Origin of the sequence: Kribbella sp. NPDC050820, from assembly GCF_040653975.1 — a bacterium.
Classification (GTDB): domain Bacteria; phylum Actinomycetota; class Actinomycetes; order Propionibacteriales; family Kribbellaceae; genus Kribbella.
The window spans coordinates 79492-101370 of sequence record NZ_JBFAHB010000017.1; the positions used below are offsets into that span (position 1 = coordinate 79492).

The 21879-nt window shown below is 69.7% G+C and carries 23 protein-coding genes; 10 read left to right on the forward strand and 13 right to left on the reverse strand.

The features are described 5' to 3' along the window. The first annotated feature begins 10 nt into the window (after positions 1-10). Both AB0H36_RS17635 and wrbA read left to right on the forward strand, forming a co-directional pair. Entirely contained in the window at positions 11-448 is a 438-nt protein-coding gene (locus AB0H36_RS17635) for a nuclear transport factor 2 family protein (protein ID WP_360523643.1), read from the forward strand. A 28-nt stretch (positions 449-476) separates the two neighbouring features. After that, the gene (wrbA, locus tag AB0H36_RS17640) at positions 477-1085 is read left to right on the forward strand and encodes an NAD(P)H:quinone oxidoreductase (protein ID WP_360523646.1); all 609 of its coding nucleotides are present in this window, start codon (positions 477-479) and stop codon (positions 1083-1085) included. On the opposite strand, the gene AB0H36_RS17645 is transcribed toward wrbA, so the two are convergent. From AB0H36_RS17645 to AB0H36_RS17675, 7 genes are all read right to left on the reverse strand, one after another. Beyond that, entirely contained in the window at positions 1063-2262 is a 1200-nt protein-coding gene (locus AB0H36_RS17645) for a cation:proton antiporter (protein WP_360523649.1), read from the reverse strand. The two genes, wrbA and AB0H36_RS17645, sit on opposite strands and share 23 nt — an antisense overlap. A 50-nt stretch (positions 2263-2312) precedes the next feature. Further along, positions 2313-2543, reverse strand: a complete 231-nt coding sequence (locus AB0H36_RS17650; RefSeq protein ID WP_360523652.1) for a zf-HC2 domain-containing protein — start codon at positions 2541-2543, stop codon at positions 2313-2315. Beyond that, positions 2540-3178 carry a sigma-70 family RNA polymerase sigma factor gene (locus AB0H36_RS17655; protein WP_360523655.1) on the reverse strand — a complete coding sequence of 213 codons (639 nt, stop codon included), beginning with the start codon at positions 3176-3178 and terminating at the stop codon, positions 2540-2542. Before AB0H36_RS17655 ends, AB0H36_RS17650 begins: the two co-directional genes overlap by 4 nt. 24 nt (positions 3179-3202) lie before the next feature. Continuing rightward, positions 3203-3907, reverse strand: coding sequence for a flavodoxin family protein (locus tag AB0H36_RS17660; RefSeq protein WP_360523658.1), 705 nt, complete (start codon positions 3905-3907; stop codon positions 3203-3205). 58 nt (positions 3908-3965) lie between these two features. Further along, the gene (locus AB0H36_RS17665) at positions 3966-4868 is read right to left on the reverse strand and encodes a carbamate kinase (protein ID WP_360523661.1); all 903 of its coding nucleotides are present in this window, start codon (positions 4866-4868) and stop codon (positions 3966-3968) included. A gap of 23 nt (positions 4869-4891) precedes the next feature. Continuing rightward, complete coding sequence (locus tag AB0H36_RS17670; RefSeq protein WP_360523664.1) at positions 4892-5353, reverse strand: GyrI-like domain-containing protein; 462 nt, start codon at positions 5351-5353, stop codon at positions 4892-4894. Positions 5354-5555: 202 nt separating this feature from the next. Further along, positions 5556-7178 (reverse strand): GAF domain-containing sensor histidine kinase, encoded by a 1623-nt coding sequence (locus AB0H36_RS17675; RefSeq protein WP_360523667.1) that lies wholly within the window; start codon positions 7176-7178, stop codon positions 5556-5558. 218 nt (positions 7179-7396) lie between these two features. On the opposite strand from AB0H36_RS17675, the gene AB0H36_RS17680 reads away from it, so the two are divergent. Beyond that, a complete protein-coding gene (locus tag AB0H36_RS17680; protein ID WP_360523670.1) occupies positions 7397-8050 on the forward strand; it encodes a response regulator transcription factor in 654 nt (217 codons plus the stop codon). Between the two features lie 14 nt (positions 8051-8064). On the opposite strand, the gene AB0H36_RS17685 is transcribed toward AB0H36_RS17680, so the two are convergent. The 3 genes from AB0H36_RS17685 to AB0H36_RS17695 all read right to left on the reverse strand — a co-directional run bounded on the left by AB0H36_RS17685 (position 8065) and on the right by AB0H36_RS17695 (position 9795). Further along, a complete protein-coding gene (locus tag AB0H36_RS17685) occupies positions 8065-8631 on the reverse strand; it encodes a pyridoxamine 5'-phosphate oxidase family protein (RefSeq protein ID WP_360523672.1) in 567 nt (188 codons plus the stop codon). 97 nt (positions 8632-8728) lie between these two features. After that, positions 8729-9427, reverse strand: coding sequence for a cation transporter (locus AB0H36_RS17690; RefSeq protein WP_360523675.1), 699 nt, complete (start codon positions 9425-9427; stop codon positions 8729-8731). Continuing rightward, positions 9424-9795 carry a metalloregulator ArsR/SmtB family transcription factor gene (locus AB0H36_RS17695; RefSeq protein WP_360523678.1) on the reverse strand — a complete coding sequence of 124 codons (372 nt, stop codon included), beginning with the start codon at positions 9793-9795 and terminating at the stop codon, positions 9424-9426. Before AB0H36_RS17695 ends, AB0H36_RS17690 begins: the two co-directional genes overlap by 4 nt. 65 nt (positions 9796-9860) lie before the next feature. Between AB0H36_RS17695 and AB0H36_RS17700 the strand changes: the two genes are divergently transcribed. Next, positions 9861-11045: an acyltransferase gene (locus AB0H36_RS17700; RefSeq protein WP_360523681.1), complete on the forward strand. Its 1185-nt coding sequence runs from the start codon at positions 9861-9863 to the stop codon at positions 11043-11045. Here AB0H36_RS17700 and lexA read toward each other — a convergent pair. Continuing rightward, complete coding sequence (gene lexA, locus AB0H36_RS17705) at positions 11031-11684, reverse strand: transcriptional repressor LexA (protein ID WP_360523684.1); 654 nt, start codon at positions 11682-11684, stop codon at positions 11031-11033. The two genes, AB0H36_RS17700 and lexA, sit on opposite strands and share 15 nt — an antisense overlap. A gap of 117 nt (positions 11685-11801) precedes the next feature. Between lexA and AB0H36_RS17710 the strand changes: the two genes are divergently transcribed. From AB0H36_RS17710 to AB0H36_RS17720, 3 genes are all read left to right on the forward strand, one after another. Beyond that, positions 11802-12980, forward strand: coding sequence for an MFS transporter (locus tag AB0H36_RS17710; RefSeq protein WP_360523687.1), 1179 nt, complete (start codon positions 11802-11804; stop codon positions 12978-12980). 98 nt (positions 12981-13078) lie between these two features. Beyond that, complete coding sequence (gene ngcE / locus AB0H36_RS17715) at positions 13079-14500, forward strand: N-acetylglucosamine/diacetylchitobiose ABC transporter substrate-binding protein (RefSeq protein WP_360523690.1); 1422 nt, start codon at positions 13079-13081, stop codon at positions 14498-14500. Positions 14501-15145: 645 nt separating this feature from the next. After that, positions 15146-15925, forward strand: a complete 780-nt coding sequence (locus AB0H36_RS17720; protein WP_360523693.1) for a TIGR02569 family protein — start codon at positions 15146-15148, stop codon at positions 15923-15925. On the opposite strand, the gene AB0H36_RS17725 is transcribed toward AB0H36_RS17720, so the two are convergent. Together AB0H36_RS17725 and AB0H36_RS17730 are read right to left on the reverse strand one after the other, a co-directional pair. Further along, positions 15913-17076, reverse strand: coding sequence for a Cmx/CmrA family chloramphenicol efflux MFS transporter (locus AB0H36_RS17725; RefSeq protein ID WP_360523696.1), 1164 nt, complete (start codon positions 17074-17076; stop codon positions 15913-15915). The two genes, AB0H36_RS17720 and AB0H36_RS17725, sit on opposite strands and share 13 nt — an antisense overlap. A 70-nt stretch (positions 17077-17146) precedes the next feature. After that, positions 17147-17722: a TetR/AcrR family transcriptional regulator gene (locus tag AB0H36_RS17730; RefSeq protein ID WP_360523699.1), complete on the reverse strand. Its 576-nt coding sequence runs from the start codon at positions 17720-17722 to the stop codon at positions 17147-17149. A gap of 373 nt (positions 17723-18095) precedes the next feature. Between AB0H36_RS17730 and AB0H36_RS17735 the strand changes: the two genes are divergently transcribed. The 3 genes from AB0H36_RS17735 to AB0H36_RS17745 all read left to right on the forward strand — a co-directional run bounded on the left by AB0H36_RS17735 (position 18096) and on the right by AB0H36_RS17745 (position 21846). Next, positions 18096-20129: a glycoside hydrolase domain-containing protein gene (locus AB0H36_RS17735; RefSeq protein WP_360523702.1), complete on the forward strand. Its 2034-nt coding sequence runs from the start codon at positions 18096-18098 to the stop codon at positions 20127-20129. 107 nt (positions 20130-20236) lie between these two features. Beyond that, entirely contained in the window at positions 20237-21049 is an 813-nt protein-coding gene (locus AB0H36_RS17740; RefSeq protein ID WP_360523705.1) for an alpha/beta hydrolase, read from the forward strand. Beyond that, complete coding sequence (locus AB0H36_RS17745) at positions 21049-21846, forward strand: LLM class flavin-dependent oxidoreductase (RefSeq protein WP_360523708.1); 798 nt, start codon at positions 21049-21051, stop codon at positions 21844-21846. The genes AB0H36_RS17740 and AB0H36_RS17745 overlap by 1 nt, the downstream gene beginning before the upstream one ends. The last annotated feature ends 33 nt before the right edge of the window (positions 21847-21879 follow it).

Below are 21879 nucleotides of genomic sequence, written 5' to 3' on the forward strand. Positions count from 1 at the left end.
CGGAGTGGTCATGAGCACCGAACAAGCAGTGGACGAAGTCGACATCCGGGAGCGGATCGACACGCTGGTCGAGGCGGTGCGGACCAAGGACCTCGACGCGGTCAGGACGATGTTCGCGCCGAACCTGGTCTCGTTCGACATCGAGCCGCCGCTGCGCCACCTGGGCGCGGAGGCGAAGCTGCAGAACTGGACCAAGGTCTTCACGGTCTACGCCGAGCTCGACTACGAGGTCCGCGACCTGACCGTCCTCGTGAACGGCGACCTGGCGGTGGCGTACGCCGTCAACCGCCTGAGCGGCACGCTGCAGACCGGCGACCGGACCGGCTACTGGGTCAGGTGGACGGCGTGCTTCCGCAAGCTCGACGGCGCCTGGCTGATCACGCACGACCAGATCTCGGTCCCGACCGACTTCGCCACCGGGCGGTCGGTCCTGGACCTCGAACCCTGAAGTCTCGAACCCGAAAGTGAAGGTATCTGTGGAACCCGTCAACGTGGCTGTCATCTACTACAGCGCCACCGGCACCGTGCACGCACTCGCCCAGGCCGCGGCCGAAGGCGCCGAGAAGGCCGGCGCCAACGTGCGGCTCCGGAAGGTCGCCGAGACCGCTCCGGACACCGCCATCGCGGTGAACCCGGCCTGGGGTGAGCACCTCCGGGCCACCGCCGATGTCGCCGAGGCCGGTCATGACGACCTGGCCTGGGCTGACGCGATGCTGTTCGGCACGCCCACCCGGTTCGGTACGCCGTCCGCGCAGATCAAGGCGTTCATCGACGCGACCGGCCCCCTGTGGATGCAGGGCCAGCTGGCCGGCAAGGTGTACTCGGCGCTGACCGCCAGCAACACGCTGCACGGCGGCCAGGAATCGACCATCCTTGCGCTGAGCAACGTCTTCTACCACTGGGGCGGGATCATCGTCCCACCCGGCTACGCCGACCCGATCCAGTACCAGTCCGGCAACCCGTACGGCGCCTCGCACGTCACCTCGACCGGACCCGTCAGCGACATCGCGCTGGAGGCCGCCCGCTTCCAGGCCCGCCGCGTCGTCGACACTGCCACCGCCCTCAAGATCGGCCGGGCTGCCTGACCTCGGCCGGCTGTTTGAGCAGGAGCAGGGCAACGGCAGGAAAGACCAGCACGGACAGCAGTCCCGCGCAGACCAGAGCGGCGGCGGTGACCGGTGCCATCAGCCCGGTCTCCACGCCGATCTGGGTCGCGGTGACGATGAACGGCAGTGACGTCGCCTGCAGCAACGCCACGGCCACGCTCGATCGGGTGCCGAGGGTCCGGATCGCCAGCAGAGCGGGCACGCCGCGGACGACGAGCAGCGCGGCCAGGAACAGCGGCACCCGGGCCAGCGCCGCCGGATCGTCGACGAGACCGCCGAGATCGAGCCGGAGTCCGCTGGTGACGAAGAAGACCGGGATCAGGAAGCCGTAGCCGAGCGCCTCCAGCTTGATCCGGAAGCGCGGATGGGAGGTCGAGTCGCGGTCGACCAGGCCGACGACCGCGCCGGCCAGGAAGGCGCCGAGGATCGTCTCCAGCCCGAACTGCTCGGCCAGCGCGACGAACGCGACCAGCAGGACGACGGCGGCCCGGACCCGGATCTCGGCCGTGGTGTCCTGCAACCGCACCAGCACCCCGCCGATCCGTTGCGAACGGCCGGCCGTGGCGACCACGATCCCGGCCACGACGACCAGCAGCGTGAACAGCCCGACCATGATGATCCGCTCACCCGGACTTCCGCCCTCGGTCGAGAACACCAGCGACAGCAGCAGTACGGCGGCGAAGTCGGCGACCGATGCCGCCGCGATGGTGAACTGCCCGACGGCTCCTTCGGCCTGGCCGGCGTCCTTGAGAACCGGCACCACCAGGCCGAGCGAGGTCGCGGACAACGTGACGGCCAGCAGCAGCGGGCTCTGCACCCAGCCGATCGCGTCGAATCCGGCGCCCGCCGCCGTACCCAACGCGAGGGTGACGAGGTAGCCCAGGACCGCGAGTCTCAGGATCTGCCCGCGAAGCCGGTGCACGTCGATCTCGAGCCCGGCCAGGAACAGCAGGAACCCGAGTCCGAGCAGCGACACGATCTGCAGCGGCAGATCCACCTCGACCAGACCGAGTCCGTGCGGCCCGACGACGATGCCGGCCACGATCTCGAGGACGACCGCCGGGACGCGCAGCCGGGGTGCCAGTCCGAGCAGGAGTGGTGCGAGCAGCGCGATCAGTGCGACCACGAACAGGTTGGTGAATTCGACGTCCGGCATGATCCCTCCCTTGGGTGCTCAGTGCCGGCGGGAGGTTCCGGCGTTACAGCTCAGTCGCGGGGGAAGTTCCGGAACGCGTCGAGGAGGCGGTCGCGGGTCTCGCCGGACAGGCTCTCCGGTTCGACCTGGCCCACTTCGGCGATGGTGCGGCGGAACTGCTCGACGTACGTCGAGCACCCGTCGCACAGGGTCAGGTGCTCGACGAAGCGCTGCTCGGTCTCGGGGTCGAGCGTGCCGTCGAGGAAGGCGGTGACGAGCTCGACGAGCTCTGCGCAGGTCATGTCCCTACCTCACTGGTGCTGAAGTACCGCTCGAGGCGGCCGCGGACCGCCGCGCGGGCCCGGTGCAGCAGGACCCGCTGGTTGGTCATCGAGATGTCAAGCAAGCTGCACACGTCCTCGGCGTCGTGTCCGTCGATGTCGCGCAACGTCAGCACCACCTGTTGCCGGATCGGCAGGCTGTCGATCGCGGCGGCGACCGTCGCCCGGATCTCGTGGGCGAGCACCTCGGTCTCGGTGCTCGGCCAGTCCGCCGGAAACGAGCGCCAGCCGCCCGGGTACAGGTCGTCGGGGCCGCGGAACCGGCCCGGGTCGACAGTCGGGCCGCCGTCCGGGCCGAGGCTCGTCCACGGCACCGTGCGCTGCTCGCGGGCGCCGCGCTTGCGGGCGATGTTGACCAGGATCCGGTAGACCCAGGTCTGCAACGCGGACCTGCCCTCGAACCGCTCGATCCCCTGGAACACGGCCAGCCAGGTGTCCTGCACGACCTCCTCGGCAGTCGCCGCGGTGGACACGAACGACCGGGCCAGCCGCAGCATCGACCCGGACCAGCCGTTGAGCAGGCAGGCGAAGGTCTCCTCGTCCCCGGCTCGCAGACCGGCCACGAGGACCTCGTCCGCCGGCAGGACCGCCCCCACCCTGCCGACGGTACCGGACAGTGGTCAGCGGTACTCCGGGTTCTCGAAGTCGAATCGGCAGCCGGCGTCCCACTCCGAGCGCTGGTTCCCATGCGCCGGCACGCCGCCGGCGTCCTTCAGCATCCGGGCCAGGTGCAGCAGGTTCCAGGTCATGAACGTGGTGTTGCGGTTGGTGAAGTCGTTGTCCGGCCCGCCCGACCCCTCGTCCAGGTACGACGGCCCCGGCCCGGCGGCCCCGATCCAGCCGGCGTCGGCCTGCGGCGGGATCGTGTAGCCGAGGTGCTGCAGCGAGTAGAGCACGTTCATCGCGCAGTGCTTGACGCCGTCCTCGTTCCCGGTGATCAGGCAGCCGCCGACGCGGCCGCAGTACGCGTACTGCCCGTGCTCGTTGAGGATCGACGAGTTGCCGTAGAGGCGTTCGATCACCTGTTTGGTCACCGAGCTGTTGTCGCCCAGCCAGATCGGCCCGGCGATCACCAGGATGTCGGCGGCCATCACCTGTTTCTGGATCGCCGGCCAGGCGTCGGTCTTCCAGCCGTGCTCGGTCATGTCCGGCCAGACACCGGTGGCGATATCGTGGTCGACGGCCCTGATCACGTCGACCTCGACGCCTTGCTTCTCCATGATCCGGCGGCTCACCTCGATCAGCCCCTCGGTGTGGCTGACCGCCGGTGACCGCTTCAACGTGCAGTTCACGAACAGCGCGCGTAGATCGCCGTACTCGGTCATCTTGGCCCCTCCTGACGAATGCGTCCTTGCACAGTCAGTGCCTGCACGCCGCCAGGCGTTACAGCTCGATCTGGGTGCCGCTGGTGCCGGTGACGACTGCGGTGGTGTCGTCGAGGGAGCCGATGGCGGCGCGGCCGTGGGTGATCTCCACGAAGTGGCGGGCGGCGCTGACCTTCGGGCCCATCGAGCCGGCCGGGAACGTGAGCCCGGCGAGGGTTTCCGCGTCGACCTTGTGGAGCGCGCGTTGGGTCGGGGTGCCGTAGTCGAGGTAGACGGCCGGTACGTCGGTGAGCATCACGAGGACTTCGGCCCGGAGCTCGATGGCGATGAGCGCAGCGGTCGCGTCCTTGTCCACGACGGCCTCGACACCCTTGAGGCCGGTCGGGCCCTCGATGACGGGTACGCCGCCTCCGCCTGCCAGGATCACGGTGACGCCGTTCTGGAGCAGGAGGTCGGCCGCGTCGAGCTCCAGGACCCGTTGGGGCGCGGGGGACGGCACGACTCGTCGCCACTCGGTACCGTCCTGGCGCACCGACCAGCCGGAGGACAAGGCGAGCTGGCGCGCTCGCTCCTCGGGGTAGCTGGTGCCGACGTACTTGGTCGGGACGTTGAACGCTGGGTCGTGCGCGTCCACCACGGTCTGGGTGACCAGCGTGACGGCGCGCCGGCTCAGGCCCGCGTTGGTCAGCGCCTGCTGCACCCAGTACCCGATCACGCCCTGCGTCTCCGCAACCAGGTCACTCAGCGGGTACGGCTTGGACAGGCTGGTGTCGGCGAAGCTCTCCAGCGCGAGCAGCCCGACCTGTGGGCCGTTGCCGTGCACGATGACGACGTCGTTGTCCTCGGCGACCTTGGCCAAGGCCGGCGCGGCCGCGGCCAGGTGCGCGACCTGTACGTCGGCATCCGGGCGCTCACCACGCCGAAGCAATGCGTTCCCCCCGAGCGCGATCACTATCCGCATGCTTCAGGGTGCCACGAGACTCCTCAGTTCAGGGTGAACGGCTGGATGACCTCGGTGCGCCAGCGCTGGGTGCGGTTCGGCGGGTCGTGGTAGACCTCCCAGGCGTCGCCCGCGCGGGCGCCGTGCTCCGCGTCCAGCCAGTCGTCGAGCGCCCGGTAGGCGTCACCGAGCTGCTCGTAGGTCCCGCTGTGCCAGGCGACGACGACGTGCCCGCCGGGCAGGCTGGACGGCACGATCTGGCGGTCGCCGCTGATCCGCACGGCCACCGGGAACCCGGCCTCGACCTCGAAGAACCCGTCGGTCCGGACGTGGTACCGGGCGAACGGGAAGCCGCACGGCGCGATCCCGTGCCGGCGCAGGTACTCGGCCACCACGTCGAACGCCGTACGGAACCAGCCCCGCACCTCGTCGTGGTGCAGGGTCGCCCGCAGGACGGCGGTGGGCTGCTCGTGGACTACACGCGATTCGGGGTGATCGGTGCGCACGTCTCTCAGCGTAAGACCACGACGGCTCTGTGCGCAGTCCCTGGAGTTCGGGACCTTCGGCCCTGGCGGCGGGCGCGGTCGCGGCGGCACTCTGGAGACAGAAGGGGGACCTTGGCGGACCGCCGGGGCCGGATTACAGGTGGCATCACTTGGGAGGGCTGCTGCCACCGACAACGCCGCGTCCCGGCGGTCTGCAGGGGAGTCAGGTGCCGAGCGGAGCGCGCAGCTCGAGCACGGTGCCCTCTGACGGCCGGGAGTCCACCCGGACCGAACCGCCGAGGCTCTCGGCACGCTCGCGGAGGTTCCGCAGACCACTCTGACGCTCGACGTCGGCGAGCCCGATGCCGTTGTCGGAGACCCGGGCGACGACCTCCCCATGGGCGGCCGTCACCTCGACGCTGACCTGGGTCGCCTCGGCATGGCGTACGACGTTCGACAGCGCCTCCCGGATCGCGGCCAGGATCTGCGGCCGCACGGTCACGGGTACGGCGGTGTCCAGCGGGCCGGCGCAGGTCAGGCGCGGCCGGAAGCCGAGCGGTCCGGCGTACTCGGCAACGAGCTCCTGGATGTCCGCCCGGAGCGACCGGCGGCCGGGCTGGTGGTGCAGCTCGAAGATCGCGGCCCGCAGGTCCCGGATGGTCGCGTCGATGTCCTCGACGGCGCGGCCGATGCGCTCCTGGACGTCGGGAGAGACCATCCGGTGTATGCCCTGCAGTTGCAGGCCGGTCGCGAACAGCCGCTGGATGACCAGGTCGTGCAGGTCGCGAGCGATCCGGTCGCGATCCTCCAGGACCGCGATCATCGACTGGTCCCGCTGGGCCTGCGCGCGGTCGAGCGCCAGCGTGGCCTGGTCGGCGAACAGCTGGACCAGGTCCGTGCCGTCCTCGAGGTCGGCCCCACGCTCGGCGGCGACCAGCAGCAGCCCGCCGGTGGCGTGCGTCCCGGCCGGCAGCGGCGCCATGATCGTTCGCCCCAGCGACTGCAGCTCGGGCGCGTCGGTCTGCCGGCCGCTTTCCTTCACCAGTTGGGCGAGGTCGTCGATCTCCAGCAGCCGGTCGCCGCGCAGCACCTCGCCGAGCCAGGGTACGTCGGAAGGCACGTGCCGGCCGGCGTACTGCTCGAACTCCTCGGGCCCGTCGATCGCCTCGATCACCAGGTCGTCGGCGCGGACCAGCATGATCACGCCGACCCGGGACCCGGACACCTCGCGGGCGCGGCGGGCGATCAGCCGCAGCGCGTCCGGCAGCTCGAAGTCGCCGAGCATGAGCTGGGTGATCTCGGCGGTGACCTCGTGCCACCGCCGTTTGCGCTCGGTGTCGGCGTACAGGCGGGCGTTGTCGATCACCACACCGGCCGCGGCCGCCAGCGCGGTCACGGTGCGCTCGTCGTCGTCGGTGAACTCGGCGCCGTCCGCCTTCTCGGTCAGGTAGAGGTTGCCGAAGACGTGGTCCCGGGTCCGGATCGGCACGCCGAGGAAGCGCTGCATCGGCGGGTGGTTGGGCGGGAACCCGAACGACTGCGGGTGCTGGGTGAGGTCGTGGAGCCGGAGCGGGCCCGGGTGGTCGATCGACAGCCGGAGCAGGCCGTGGCCCTCGGGGTACGTGCCGATCGCGGCGATCTCCTCGGCGGTGACGCCGTGCGGGATGAACCGGACCAGCCGCTTGCCGTCCGGGCCGACCACGCCGAGCGCGCCGTACCGGGCGCCGACGAGCTCGCACGCCGCGGTGACGATCCGGTCGAGCGTGCTGCTGAGGTCCAGGTCGGCGCCGATCCCGACCACGGCGTTCAGCAGCGCGTCGTCGTACCAGGTCCCCTTTGGCGTCACCCTGACCACGGTACAAAACGTGGCCGCCCGGTGGGGGAGAGTTGCCGGGGGCACCGACCTGGCGCGGGCGCAGGCCCCAGGGGAGCAGGCGGCGCCCGCGCAGGGGTGCCCACGGTCGCAGCGGCGTCACCCGGCGCAGCCGGTCCGCCTCGTCCACCGGACGGACAGGTGCCCGACGTTCAGCGCCTTCCCAGGCTGCGCCGGTTTACGCTGAGCGAGTGATCAAGGTGTTCCTGCTCGACGACCACGAGGTCGTGCGCCTGGGCCTGCGGCAGCTGCTGGAGGCCGAGCCGGACGTCGAGGTCGTGGGCGACGCGTCCACCGCGGCGGAGGCGGTCGCGCGGATCCCGGCGCTGCGGCCGGACGTCGCCGTCCTGGACGTGCGGCTGCCGGACGGGGACGGGATCACGGTGTGCCGGGAGGTCCGCTCGGTGATGGACGAGCCGCCGGCGTGCCTGATGCTGACCTCGTTCTCCGACGACGAGGCGCTGTTCACCGCGATCATGGCCGGCGCGGCCGGGTACCTGCTGAAGCAGGTGAGCGGGACCGATCTGGTCGGCGCGGTACGGCGCCTCGCAGCGGGGGAGTCGCTGCTGGATCCGGCGATGACGACCGCCGTACTCGAACGTTTGCGCAACCCGCCCGACATCGAGGACGACCCGCGCTACCAGTCGCTGACCGAGCAGGAACGCCGGATCCTGGACGAGATCGCGGCGGGCAAGACCAACCGCCAGATCGCGCAGAGCATGTTCCTGGCCGAGAAGACGGTGAAGAACTACGTGTCGGGGCTACTCCGCAAGCTCGACATGGAACGCCGGACCGAGGCCGCCGTGTACGCCGTCGAGCGGGCGAAGCGCCGGCGCCGGACCTGAAGCGATCACCGGGGTCACCAGACGCGGACGCGACGCCCGCTCAGGTGCTCCGGCTCGATCACCACCAGCACCTCGTCGACCGCGCCGTCCCACGCGTGCACCGAGCAGCGCCCCGAGACCAGCACGCTCCAGCCCTCGCGGTCGGCCGCGTCCAGCCGCTCGACCTCGACGGCCACCGGACCGTCGCCGTACCGGACGATCGGGTCGGTCGCGTCGGTCCGGAAGACCAGCTTCCGCTCGTGCAGCGTGAACTGCAGCGGCTGCACGGCCAGCCGTCCCGTCATGACGAACGCGATCCGGGCGGTGCCGCCATGTGCGAGCAGGTCGAGACACTCGTCCTCCCGCAGGTGGTCGAGGACGGGGTGCAGAGCCGACGAGCCGCGGACCGGGACGCGCCGGATCCGGTTCGCCACCGTGGTGTCGAGCGCTCCGGCCAGCCGGATCAACGCTCCGGCCGTCAGTCCACTGGGCTCGACCGCGTCGGACCGCGCAGACCCCTCATGCTGCGCGAGCCCGACGAGGCCGGCCCGCCTGGACTGATCACCACCATTCGTCGATCGAGCCTGCTCGGACGCCGGCATCGGACCTCCCTTCCCACGACACGTCCTATCCAACGCGCCACGGGACCCGCCCGGGCAGAGCCGGAAGGCCCAACCCTTCGGGACCTCGGTCCCGCGGTCAGTCGGTGCAGCAGCCGTCGGTGCAGCAGTCGTCGGTGCAGCCGCCGCCGACCGGGGCGCAGCAGCCTTCGCCGCGCCAGGCCTGGATGCCTTCGCGGACCGCGACCGCGGCGATGACGAGGCCGGCGATCGGGTCGGCCCAGGACCAGCCGAGGGTGGCGTTGAGGACGAGGCCGACGAGAAGGACGGCGGACAGGTAGGTGCAGAGGAGGGTTTGGGTGCCGTCGGCAACGACAGCGTTCGAGCCGAGGGCCTTGCCGGTACGGCGCTGGGCCCACGACAGCACCGGCATCACGATCAGCGACGCGATCGCGAGGCCGATGCCGACCGGTGGGGCGTCCGGGTCGCTGCCGGCGATCAACGCCCGTACCGACTCGAAGGCGACGTACGCGGCGAGCCCGAAGAACGAGAACGCGAGCAGCCGGAGCGCCTGGCGCTCCCGCGTCTCGGGCAACCGGTGCCGGAACTGCCACAGGATGATCAGCCCACTCGACACCTCGACCACCGAGTCGAGCCCGAACCCGACCAGCGCCACCGACCCGGCGACGAGTCCTGCGGTGATCGCGACTATCGCTTCGATCAGGTTGTACGTGACCGAGGCTCCGGCCAGCAGCTGCGCCCGCCGACTAAGCCGACGGCGCGCCTCGGGACCGGCTGTCCAAACACTCGGGGTGATCTGGAGCGGTTGATCGCTCATGACCGGGCAGCCGTGCCGTAGACCGGGCACAACGCGACCGCGTCACCGGTCAGCCCAAGCAGCCGCTCGGCAGCCGACAGCAACTCCAGCGTCGCCTCGGGGTGCGTCAGGCTGAACAGCGAGGCCCGCCCCTGCGGCCGCGACTCGACCAGCCCACAGTCGCGCAGGCAGGCCAGGTGCTTCGACACCGTCGACTGCGCCAGCCCCAAGTGCTCGGTCAGGTCGACGACCCGATGCTCGCCGAGTGCAAGATGCCGCACGATCGCCAGCCGGGAAGCATCGCTGAACCCGTGAAACAGACAGGCCGCCACGCTCAGGGCAGCAGCCTCGTCGACCTCAGGATCCTCGGTCCGCGTTGTCATCGCCATTCGACGATGTTAGCGCCAAAGCACGGGCTCTGGGAAGTGGCCCGCTGGAGGGTCATTCTTGCCGCATGGGTGAAGGGGTGGGCCGGCTGTCGTACCTGGACTGGTTGCGGGTGCTGGCGGTGTTCGGGGTGTTCGTGTTCCACACGCTCCGGCCGTTCGACGACGGCGACTGGCACGTCAAGAACGCCGAGACGAGCGAGGGGATCTCGATCGGGATCGCGTTCCTGGGGCTGTGGGGGCTGGCGTTCTTCTTCCTGCTGTCCGGCGGGGGCGCGTGGCTGGCGCTGCGGTGGCGGACCGCGGGTGGCTTCGTCCGGGAGCGGTTGCTCCGACTGCTGCTCCCGTTCGCGGTCGCGTACGTGCTGCTGTCGCCGCCGCAGTACTACCTCGAGCAGCACCACAAGGGCGAGTCGGACGCGTCGTTCCTGAGCGATGTGAAGACGTTCTTCAGCGACCTCGGTGGCGACCCGCCACTGTGGCTGCGGGACACCTATCACCTGTGGTTCCTCGTCTACCTGCTGCAGTTCGCGCTGCTCGGCCTGCCCATCTTCCTGTGGTTGCGCGGTCCGCACGGCCGGCGCCTGGTCGGCTGGATCGCCGAGCGCTGCACGCGGCGCGGATCGATCCTGCTGCTGGCCGTTCCGCTGATCCCGGTCCATCTTCTGCTGCTGGCCGCGCCCGGGCCGGAGCATGGCTGGGGCGAGTTCGTGTTCTTCTTCGACTTCTTCGTGGTCGGCGCGCTGGTCTTCTCCGACAGCCGGCTGATCGCGGCGGTACGGCGGGACGCCGTACCAGGGCTCGTGCTCGGGATCGTCGCGTTCGTCACCGGCGTGGTGACCGGGATCATCGACTTCCTCGAAGGCTGGTGGGAGGACCCCGGCTACTCGTGGCCGTACGTCTGGTACTCACCGCTGATCACGCTGGCGGTCTGGGGCTGGCTGGTCGCCGTACTGGGTGGTGGCATGCGACTCCGTGCTTTCGGGCGACCGCTCCCGACGCCGGTGGCACGCGCCGCGATGCCGTTCTTCCTGGTACACCAGCCGATCATCTTGCTGATCGCGTTCTACGTCGTGGAGTGGGACGCGGGGATCTGGTCCAAGTACGCCGTACTCCTGCCGACCGCCTTCGTGCTGTCAGCCACCCTCGCCTGGCTCCTGTCGACCGTGCCGGGCGTTTCGGTCCTCTTCGGTGTAAAGCGGCCAGTCGAGCACCGAGCGGACTCGACGGCGGGGACGTCAGACGCTGCGTAGGACCGAGACGACGATGCCGAGGATGGCTGCGTTGTCGCCGTCGATGACTTCGTAGGCCGGGTTGCGGGGCTCGAGGTAGACGTGGCCGTTGCGGCGGCGGTAGACCTTCACCGTCGCCTCCTCGTCGATCATCGCGGCGACGATCTGGCCGGAGTGCGCCTCGGACTGCTGGCGGACCACGACGATGTCGCCGTCGCAGATGGCCGCGTCGATCATGGACTCACCGCGGACCCGCAGGCCGAACACGTTGCCGCGCCCGGTCAGCTCGCGCGGCAGCTGCATCACGTCGTCCACGTGCTCGATGGCGGCGATCGGCGTACCGGCCGCGATGTCACCGACCACGGGCACGGGCACCGAGCTCTCGCCGGAGTCCCGCGCTGCGGTCTCCTGCAGGAACATCCGGACGTCGATCGGCCGGGAGACCGACGGGCTGCGGCGCAGGAAGCCCTTGTCCTCGAGGCTGGCGAGGTGCTTGGACACCGACGAGGACGAACGCAGCCCGACGGCGTCGCCGATCTGCCGGCTGCTGGGGGCGTAGCCGTACCTGACCACCCAATCGCGGATCACCACCAGCATCCGCTGCTGCCGCTCCGGCAGCGCTGCCGTGTCCAGGTCCCCGAAGAGCTCCACATCAGTCACCCGCCGAATGCTAAGACCCGCCACCGACACTCCCGAGACCCGCCGCGCCGAAATGACAACATCCGCCGACCGACTCCGACGTCGCCGACAAGAACCAGGTCGAGTCAGGAGGCTGTCATGAACGTCGGTCGAGCGCGGTGGGCGATCACCGCGGTGTTCTTCGTCAACGGGTGCCTGGTGTCGAGCTACCTCGCCCGGATCCCGTCGATCAAGGTCGAGCACCAGCTCAGCGAGAGCGAGTTGGGCGTCGTGCTCACCCTGTTCGGCGCGGCGGCGCTGATCTCGATGCAGTTCGTCGGCGGGCTCGCCGCGCGGGTCGGCACCCGGCGACTCATCCGCGTCGCCCTCGCGCTGCTCCCGGTCCTGCTGGCCGCCGTCGGTCACGCACGCTCGACAGTCCAACTCGGCATCGCCGTAGCGCTGATGGGCCTCGTCCATGGCGCGGTCGACGTGGCCATGAACGCGCACGCAGTCGCCGTCGAGCGTCTGCGTGGCCGCCCGATCATGAGCGGCTGCCATGCCGCGTGGAGCGTCAGCGCCGTACTCGCTTCGCTGGTGAGCGCTGGCGTCACCCGGGCCGGCGTCGGCATCGGCGCGCAGTTCGTCGTGGTTGGCGCCCTGCTGCTCGTCGCAGGACTGGTCGCGGCCCCGGGGCTACTTCCGCCTGAGGTTGACCAAGCGCCCAGCAAGCAGCGTTCGTCGGGCGGCTGGACCCGGCCGGTGCTGGTCTTCGGGGCGATGGGGTTCGTGGTGATGATCGGCGAAGCGGCCGTGATCAGCTGGAGCGGCGTACTCCTGCACGAGTCCCGCGGTGCCACACTCGCCACGGCAGGGCTCGCGTTCACCGCGTTCACCGCCTTCCAGACCGCGGGCCGCCTGATCGGCGACCGCCTGACCGAGCGGTACGGCGCCGACGTCCTGTTCCGCGTCGCCGCACTGGTGGCCGTGATCGGGCTGGCCGTGGTGATCGCCGTACCGCTGTGGCCGGCCGCGATCGCCGGATTCGCGCTGGTCGGACTCGGCGGATCGGTCCTGCTGCCGTTGATCTTCAGCGCGGTCGGCCGGACCAACGGTGTCGAGGCCGCGAGCGCAGTATCCCGGCTGACCACCTTCACGTACGCCGGAATCCTGATCGGTCCCGCCGTCGTCGGCTGGTTCGCCGCAGGCGTCGGACTGGTCTGGACGTTCACCGGTCTGCTGCCCCTGTTGCTGGGCGTCGCAGCCAAGGCGGGCCTGATGGCTGCCCCGACCAGCGGCAAGGCAACAAAGGCGCAAGTTTCCGTCGAACAGCCTTGACACCGGGGGAGAGGTAGGAAAAATTCTTCCCAAACAGGGCGGGAATGACGGAATATTTCCGCCATCGGTCAAGGGATGTTTCCTCGAAGGGCGGATCGATGACCACTCGTGACAACCTGTCGCGCCGGCTTTTCCTGCAGCGCGCGGCGGTCGGCACGCTGCTGGCCACTGGGGGCGGAACGCTGCTTTCGGCCTGTGCCAGCGGTGGCAGTGACTCCGGCGGCTCCGGCGGCGGTGGCGCGGAGAAGACGGCCGACAACCCGTTCGGCGTGAAGGGCTCCGACCCGCTGGACGTGGTGATCTTCAAGGGCGGGTACGGCGACGACTACGCGAAAGCGCACGAGGACCTGTACAAGAAGAAGTTCTCCGAGACCAGCATCAAGCACGCCGGTATCACCGACATCACGCCGCAGCTGCAGCCGCGCTTCAACGGCGGCAACCCGCCGGACGTGATCGACAACTCCGGCGCCTCGCTGCTGCCGATGTCGACGCTCGCGAGCAGCGGCCAGCTCGCCGACCTGACCGAGGTGTTCGACGCGCCCTCGATCGACGACGCGAACAAGAAGGTCCGCGACACCCTCGAGCCGATCGCCCTCGAGGCGGCGATGCTGGACGGCAAGCCGCTCGTGCTCGAGTACGTGCTGACCGTCTACGCGATCTGGTACAACAAGCCGTTGTTCGCCAAGAACGGCTGGGAGCCGGCCAAGACCTGGGCCGAGTTCCTCACGCTGTGCGAGGAGATCAAGAAGGCCGGCATCGCGCCGATCGCGCACCAGGGCAAGCACGGCAACTACATCGGCGGCGTCGTGATGGACATGGCCGTCAAGCACGGTGGCCACGACGTCATCAAGGCGATCGACGGCCTGGAGCCGAACGCGTGGAAGCACGCGTCGATCAAGATGGCGGCCGAGGCCCTGCTGGAGCTCAAGGGCAAGGGCTACATCATGCAGGGCACCGAGGGCCTGGACCACATCCAGTCCCAGACCGCCTGGAACCAGGGCAAGGCGGCGTTCATCCCGTCGGGTTCGTGGCTGGAGAACGAGCAGAAGACCGTGGCGCCGAAGGACTTCGAGACGACGGCGACGCACACGCCGCTGCTCGACGGCGCCAAGCTGCCGGTCGACTGCGCGCGGATCGCCGCCGGTGAGAACTTCATCGTGCCGTCGAAGGCGAAGAACAAGGCCGGTGGGCTGGAGTACCTGCGGATCATGCTGTCGAAGGAGGCGGCCGGCAAGTTCACCGAGCTGACCGGGTCGCCGACGATCGTGAAGGGCGCGACCGAGGGCATCAAGCTGAGCCCGGGCGCGGCGTCGTCCGACGCGCTGCTGAAGTCCGGTGCCACGAACAACTGGTCGACGTACTTCGCGGCCTGGTACTCGACGATGGACAAGCCGTCCCGCAGCATCTTCGCCGAGCTCGCTGCCGCCCGGATCAACGCCGACGAGTTCTGCAACCGCATGCAGAAGCTCGCCGACGACACCGCGAAGGACCCGGCGACGAAGAAGCAGACGAGGAGCTGACTGCTCCCTGCGGGAGCAGGAAGAAAAGAGGATGTTGTGGGGGTGGCGTGAGTTAATCCCGAAGGATCTTCGGGAGCCACAGTCCGTCGGTTGTGGGTAGTGGCGTACGGCGTAGGTGGTCGATGAGGGTGGTCAGGCCGGGGTGCCGATTCGAGGTGTGCCAGACAAGCGACCACGGGTAGACGGGTGTGGGGTCCTGGATCCGGAGCCGCAGCAGGCTCCGGGGAAAGGGCCCCGCCTCCCGGGTCCGCTCGCCGAAGAAGCTGATCAGCGTCCGCGAGTCCCCGACGGTCGAGGATCTGGCCGCCGACTGTGGGAGGTATCTGCGGGGTTCTCCCTTGGTTTGGTCCTTCTCCCTCGGTATTCGAGGGGGAGAACGGTGCAGTTGCGGGGTTCTCCGGTGAAATTGCCCCGGTCGGTCAGATGTGGTGCCGGGCGGGGTTGTCATGGTGCGGAGGCGGACCGGGATCCGGGAGCGTGGTGGCCTTCGGTGCAGCTCGACAGTACGTATATACCCACGGCCGGCCGCTCCGCGCCTGAACCGACTGGGGATCGGGCTCGAGGACCAGACACCTCCTGTCGAGATGCACACAAAACCGGCGTGACGACCCCAACGTTGGCTGACGCGGGACTACCATCGGGCGAGTGAAACCTCCGCCGGGTGCTGTGTTGGATGCCTTTGGGATGACGGGTGCGGCCATGTTGCTGCCGGGTGGGCAGGGGGAGACGTGGCGGGTCGGTGAGGTGGTGCTGAAGCCGGCGCACTTCGTGCCCGAAGCCGAGTGGCGGGCTTCGGTGCTGTCTGGGCTGGTCGATGCCGCTGCGTTTCGAGTGGCCCAGCCTGTGCGAGCGCTGGACGGCGGGTGGGTCGTGGATGGGTGGGAGGCGAGCTCGTCGCTGGCCGGGGCGACCGATGCGCGGCGGCCCGACGACGTACTCGAGGCTGGTGCTGCCTTCCACGCCGCGGTGGCGGACCTGCCGCGACCCGACTTCTTGGAAGTCCGGGACGATCCGTGGACGTACGGCGATCGGGTCGCCTGGGAGGAGTTGCCGCTCGACGGCAGCCACGAGCTCTTGGGCATGCTGATCGACGCCCGGCAGCCGGTGGAGTCGGCGGCACAGGTCGTGCACGGCGATCTCCTCGGGAACGTGATGTTCGCGGACGGATTGCCGCCCGCGATCATCGACTGGCCCGTGTACTGGCGTCCACCGGCCTGGGCCGCGGCCGTCGCAATAGTCGACGCCCTCTGCTGGTACGGCGCTCAGCCCGCGCTGGCTGCTCGATGGGCGCACCTGCCGGAGTGGGGCCAGATGCTCGTCCGCGCCCTGATCTACCGCATCGCCACCGACCTCGCGGCCCGAGGCTCTGCCGACTGGACGTCGTACCGGCCCGCGGTCGAGACCGCGCTCAGCTACACCCGCTGAAGCTCTCGGTCCGGCGCGTTGCTTCGGCTCGCCAGCAGGACGGTGCCCAAGGCAAGCACTCCGAGCGCTGCGCCGATCCAGCCCAGCACTCCATAGCCGGCGCCGGCGTCGATCGCCAGCCCGCCGAACCACGGCCCGACCGTGATGCCGACGTTGAACGCGGACACGTTGAAGGCGGCCGCGAGCGTCGGCGCCGACTCGGCCTCCGCGAACACCCGCGCGTTCACCGCCGGATTGTTGACTAACCCGAACCCGCCGAGCGCGGCCACGGCGGCGACGGCGACCCACGCGGTCCCGGTCCACACCGCGAGTACGACGCACGCCGCGATCACCCCGGTCAGGCCGACTCGCAGCGTCGCGAAGGGACGGGCGTCAGCAGTCCGGCCACCGATCGTGATGCCGGCCAGCGCCCCCACGCCGTACAGCGCCAGGACGATCGGGACCCAGCCTGCGGACAGGCCGGTCGCGTCGGTCACCAGGGGAGCGAGATAAGCGAAGACGACGAGGATCGCGCCGGTCGACAGCGCGGTGGTGGCGTAGGCGAGCCACAAGGCCGGGTTCGTCATCGCACGCAGCTCCTGGCGGAGTTCCGGCGTACTGGCCGATCGTCCGCCCGGGATCGTCGCGATGACACCGGCCATGGCGATTGTCGACAATCCTGCAACCGCCCAGAACGCGGCCCGCCAGCCGAGGTGCTGACCGACGACAGTGCCGGCGGGGAGGCCGACGATGCCGGCAATGGTGAGACCACCGGCCAGGATGCTGATCGCGCGGGCTCGCGCGGCCGGACCGGCCAGCCCGATCGCGGTGACAGCGGCGACCGCCCAGAACCCGGCGTACACGAACGCCGCCACGATCCGGGTCGCGAGGAGTACGCCGTACCCGGGTGTGAGTGCCCCCGCGACGTGGGCCACGGCGAAGATGGCGAGGAAGGCCAGCATGGTCGCGCGGCGGGACCAGCGCAGGGTCACGACGGCGAGAATCGGTGCGCCGACCAGCATGCCGACCGCGAACGCCGAGATCAGCAGGCCCGCGGCCGGGATCGACACGTCCAGATCGGCCGCGATCTCGGGCAGCAGGCCGGCCAGCATGAGCTCGGACGTCCCCTGGGCGAAGATCGCCAGGCCGAGGACGTAGACAGCGAGCGGCATCGGGTTCCTCTCATAGTCGATCGATCGGTGCAAAACGCGGACGTGCGGCACCGAGGTCAGCGGAATCAGGTCAGAGGGTTCGCAGGGCCGCCACCACGACGGCCTCTTGGGCGGCGGGTGTCGCTCCGGCGCGGGCCGAGACGCGCAGACCGCTCAGTACGACGAAGACGTACCTGGCCAGCGCGTCCGGATCATGGCCGGCATCGAGCTCGCCGGCAGCCTGCGCGGCGCTGATGGCGGTGGTGAGCGCCTCGACCCTCAGGAGGTTGTCGCGTTCGAGAAGCTCGGCGATCTCGGGCTCGTGGGGCGCGAGCTCGACGAGGGTGTTGACCACGAAGCAGCCGAGCGGATCGGTCGCCGCCGGCTCGACCGCGTCCCACAGGAGCTCCCGGATGCGTTCCCGGATCGGCAGGTCGGTGCGCTGGATCAGCTCGAGCTGGGCTGCGTTCCGGGTGTCCATGTAGTGGCGCAGGGCCCGGTCGAACAAGTCGCGCTTACTGCTGAACGTGTTGTAGATGCTGCTCCGGCCCAGCCCGGTCGCCTCGCACAGGTCCTGCGTCGACGTGCCTTCGTAGCCGAACGTCCAGAACGCCTTCATCGCGGCATCGACGGCACGATCCTCGTTGAACGTCCTCGGCCTCGGCATGCGCCCACCGTAACACGTTATGGATCGAGCAGTCCAAAACCCGGAATCCCGGCGCTGAGCTGCATCGATAGCATCTGTGCATCGAGGCGAGTGCCACAGGCTCTTCGACAGAGCCAGTCGCACTCGCCTTGACTAGGCAGTGTCCGGCAATCCCCCGCCTACTGCGCGGCACTCGGCACGGCACCTCGCCGTGCTGGAGCAAAGGCCACGATGGATCCGCATCGAGACCTTCGCTCCAGCACGCCGATGCACCGTACCGAGCACCTGCTCGCGACGGCGGTGGACTGCCGGACACTGCCTGGGATCCGGGGTTGGGACTGGGGGGCTCTGTGCGCTTTCGGGACCGGCCGTCGCCGAAAAGTGAGGAGCTTCAGTGAGGCTGAAGAAGCCTTGGGTGGTGGCGTTGGCCTTCGCCTTGATTGCCGGTGGAGTTGCGGTGGTGACCATCACTCGCCCAGCAGCCGCCGATGAAACGAAAACCGTGTCCTACCGGGGTTATGAGGTGAAGGTGCCGGCGAGCTGGCCGGTCGTCGACGTGGCCGCCAATCCGGCGACCTGCGTCCGTTTCGACCGCCCCGCCGTATACCTCGGCCGCAGCAACGCGCAGGCCGACTGCCCCGCGCATCAGGTCGGCCGCAGCGAGGGCATCGTGCTCGAGCCGCTGACCACCGCCGAGCCGTCCACGCCGGGGCTGGAGCGCCGTGTCGTCAAGGACGCCGGTGTGCTCGCGACCGCCTACTACGCACCGGGTGACGAGCAGGCGGCGAACGACGTACTGGCCACCGGCCGGGTCGTGACGAAGAGCAAGTCCGCCCAGACGGTCCAGGAGCCGGCCGCGGTCGCCGCGTCCATCGTTGCCTCAGGCACCTACAAGGGCAACGCCTTCGACACCTGCGCCGCGCCCAGCCAGTCGACCATGGACGCCTGGCTGCCGACGTACAAGATGGTCGGCATCTACATCAGCGGCGGCCTGCGCGCCTGCCAGCAGCCGAACCTGACCGCCGGCTGGGTCTCCACGAACGCCGCCAAGGGCTGGCAGTTCCTGCTGATCGACGTCGGCATGCAGGCGCCGTGCACGGAGTACAGCAGCAAGATGTCGACCGTCCCGGCGACCGCGCTGGCCCAGGGCAAGGCGGCCGCCGCCAACGCCGTCGCGTCCGCGCAGGCACTCGGCTTCGCGCAGCGCAGTGCGATCTACAGCGACATCGAGGGCTACCCCTCCACGGCAGAGTGCAAGGCCGCGGTGCTGTCCTACCTGAGCGGCTGGACCCAGGAGCTCAACGCCCGTGGGTACGTCGGCGGTGCGTACGTCGCAGCCGGCTCCGGCGGCGCGGACCTGGTCAGCGCCTACACGAATACGGCGTACACCAAGCCGGACAACCTGTGGTTCGCGCACTGGGGCTCGACGCCGGGAACCAGCCGCTTCATCCCGTCGACGTACTGGGCCAACCACCAGAAGGTGCACCAGTACCAGGGCAACGTCAAGGAGACGAACGGTGGTGTGGAGGTCAACATCGACAAGAACTGGGTCGACCTGACCGCTCCGCCACCGCCGGTGAGCAGCTTCAGCGTGACCGGTGGCGTCGGCGCGGCGACGCTGCGGTGGACCAAGCCGGCCGACACCACGCTCGGCCAGATCATCGTCCGGGCCGCCTCGGGCAACACGCCGCCGGCGCTGCCGACGTCGGGTGCGGCGGCCTACAACGGCGCGGCGAGCTACTTCACCGTGACCGGCCTGCCGAACTCGGCGAGCTACGCGTACCGGGCGTTCGTGAAGGACAGCACCGGCAAGATCGGCCCGGGCGTCGACACGCGGCTGATCGGGACCAAGGCCACGATCACCGCCAGCGCGGCCTCGATCATGTACACCCGCACGTCCACGCTGAGCACGACGGTGACGCGGATCAACGACGGCGCCAAGCTGGCCGGCGTACCGGTGGTCCTGTACGCGAAGGCGAAGACCGCGTCCAAGTGGTCGGTGGCCGGGACCTTCACGTCGGACGCGAACGGCGTCGTGAGTACGGCGCAGAAGCCGTCGGTGTCGACGTACTACATGTGGGGCTACAACGGCTCGACCGGGCTGCTAGGGACGCGGAGCGCTGCGCTGCTCGTCCAGGTGCAGCCGGCGATGTCGGCGTACCTGCTGCCGAGTGCGGTGACGCTGGGCCAGGCAGCGGCGCTGTACGGGTACCTGAACCCGCCGCACGCGGGGATGACCGTGTACCTGCAGCGGCGCTCCGGGACGAGCTGGGTCGCGGTGACGACAGGCAAGCTCGCGACGAACGGGAAGTACGCGTTCAGCATCAAGCCGACGGCGCGTGGCACCTACACGTACCGCGTGGTGTGGCTAGCTGACGCCGACCACCAGGGGACGCAGACGGCGTCCAAGGTCCTGACCGTCAGCTGAGGTTCGGGATGGCCGGGCGTGCAGCGGCCCGGCCATCCCCTTTGGCGATCGACATGATCGGCAACAATCGCTTTTCCTGATACTTCTGGAGCCCTAGCGTCTTCGGTATGGAGAAGCTGTATGCGGTGAACGGTGTGGAGCTGTGCGCGGAGACGTTCGGCGATCCCGCTGATCCGGCGGTGCTGCTGATTCACGGTGCCTCGGCGTCGATGCTGTGGTGGCCGGAGGAGCTGTGCCTCGCGTTGGCCGAGCGGGGGCGGTACGTGGTCCGGTACGACCAGCGGGACACCGGGCGATCGACGTCGTACCCGGTCGGGAAGCCGGAGTACTCGATGCGGGACCTGGCCGCCGATGCGGTCGGACTGATGGATGCCCTGGGCATCGAGCGGGCGCACGTCGTCGCTGTCTCGATGTCGGGCGGGGTCGGGCTCGTGCTCGGTGTCGACAATCCTACGAGGGTGGCGTCGGTGACCTTCGTGTCGACGACGACGGGCGCCGACGACCTACCGGCGCCCTCGGCGGACATGCCTCGATTCGACCGGGCGGACTTCGCCGATGTGGAGGAGTACGTCGCGCAGCTGGCCGTCGCGGAGATGGGTCCGCTCGCCGACCTGGAGTCGATGCGCGACCTGGTACGGCGGGACGTGGCCCGGGCGCGTGATTATGAGGCGTCGTTGACGAACCCTTTCGCGATGGACTTCGACGGGCCGGTGCACGGCGGGTTCGGTGACCTCTCGATGCCGGTGCTGGTGATCCACGGTGAGCTGGATCCACTGCTGCCGTTGGCGCATGGGGAGGCGGTGCGGGACGCCGTACCCGGTGCTTCGCTGGTGATGTTGAAGGGCGCTGGGCATGGGGTACCCGAGCCCTTGTGGGAGGCGTTCGTGGACGAGGTCGTACAGCACACAGGGGAGCGATGATGCGGCACGCGGTGTGGGTTCCGTTGTTCGACGAGCTGGCCGATCCGCGGGCGGTCGCGCGATTGGCGGCGTCGGCGGAGGAAGCGGGATGGGACGGGTTCTTCGTCTGGGACCAGCTCTGGTGGCGGCCGCCGGTGTCCGCGGTGGCCGACCCGTGGATCACGCTGACGGCGGTCGCCGTCGCGACCGAGCGGCTGCGGTTCGGGCCGATGGTCACTCCGGTCCCGCGCCGGCGGCCGGTGAAGCTGTTGCGCGAGACAACGACTTTGGACGTGCTGAGCAACGGGCGGCTGACGCTCGGGGTCGGGCTGGGCAGCGACCGGTTCGCGGGCGAGTTCTCGCGGTCCGGTGAGGAACTCGACGACCGGATCCGCGCCGAGCAGCTGGACGAGTGTCTGCAGATCCTGACCGCCGGCTGGTCGGACGAGACCGTCGTCCACCGCGGCAAGCACTACCTCGTCGACTCGGTTCGCTTCGAGCCGCGCCCGGTGGCGGGACGGGTCCCGATCTGGTGCGCCGGCTTCCCCGGCAAGCCCAAGCCGATCCGCCGGGCCGCCCGGTACGACGGGTACTTCCCGGTCAACCTGACGTCGCCCGACCAGGTCGCCTCGGCTGTCGAAGCGGTCTCCGCCGAGCGTGGCTCCCTCGACGGGTTCGACATCGTCATCGCGCTGTCGCCGTCGACCGACGGCCGCCCGTATGCCGCGGCCGGCGCGACGTGGTGCCTGACCGATTTCGACCCCGACCTGCGACTGGCCGACGTACAGGCCGTGGTGAAGGCCGGCCCACCCCGCTGAGCGCAGGTGTGGCTGCTTGAAGCGGTTGGCTGA

Bases quoted from the DNA above. Each gene is read 5' to 3' on its own strand.
- AB0H36_RS17635 (WP_360523643.1), top strand. From the start codon at position 11: ATGAGCACCGAACAAGCAGTGGACGAAGTCGACATCCGGGAGCGGATC.
- AB0H36_RS17645 (WP_360523649.1), bottom strand. From the start codon at position 2,262: ATGCCGGACGTCGAATTCACCAACCTGTTCGTGGTCGCACTGATCGCG.
- AB0H36_RS17650 (WP_360523652.1), bottom strand. From the start codon at position 2,543: ATGACCTGCGCAGAGCTCGTCGAGCTCGTCACCGCCTTCCTCGACGGC.
- AB0H36_RS17660 (WP_360523658.1), bottom strand. From the start codon at position 3,907: ATGACCGAGTACGGCGATCTACGCGCGCTGTTCGTGAACTGCACGTTG.
- AB0H36_RS17665 (WP_360523661.1), bottom strand. From the start codon at position 4,868: ATGCGGATAGTGATCGCGCTCGGGGGGAACGCATTGCTTCGGCGTGGT.
- AB0H36_RS17685 (WP_360523672.1), bottom strand. From the start codon at position 8,631: ATGCCGGCGTCCGAGCAGGCTCGATCGACGAATGGTGGTGATCAGTCC.
- AB0H36_RS17690 (WP_360523675.1), bottom strand. From the start codon at position 9,427: ATGAGCGATCAACCGCTCCAGATCACCCCGAGTGTTTGGACAGCCGGT.
- AB0H36_RS17695 (WP_360523678.1), bottom strand. From the start codon at position 9,795: ATGGCGATGACAACGCGGACCGAGGATCCTGAGGTCGACGAGGCTGCT.
- AB0H36_RS17700 (WP_360523681.1), top strand. From the start codon at position 9,861: ATGGGTGAAGGGGTGGGCCGGCTGTCGTACCTGGACTGGTTGCGGGTG.
- AB0H36_RS17710 (WP_360523687.1), top strand. From the start codon at position 11,802: ATGAACGTCGGTCGAGCGCGGTGGGCGATCACCGCGGTGTTCTTCGTC.
- ngcE (WP_360523690.1), top strand. From the start codon at position 13,079: ATGACCACTCGTGACAACCTGTCGCGCCGGCTTTTCCTGCAGCGCGCG.
- AB0H36_RS17725 (WP_360523696.1), bottom strand. From the start codon at position 17,076: ATGCCGCTCGCTGTCTACGTCCTCGGCCTGGCGATCTTCGCCCAGGGG.
- AB0H36_RS17730 (WP_360523699.1), bottom strand. From the start codon at position 17,722: ATGCCGAGGCCGAGGACGTTCAACGAGGATCGTGCCGTCGATGCCGCG.
- AB0H36_RS17740 (WP_360523705.1), top strand. From the start codon at position 20,237: ATGGAGAAGCTGTATGCGGTGAACGGTGTGGAGCTGTGCGCGGAGACG.
- AB0H36_RS17745 (WP_360523708.1), top strand. From the start codon at position 21,049: ATGCGGCACGCGGTGTGGGTTCCGTTGTTCGACGAGCTGGCCGATCCG.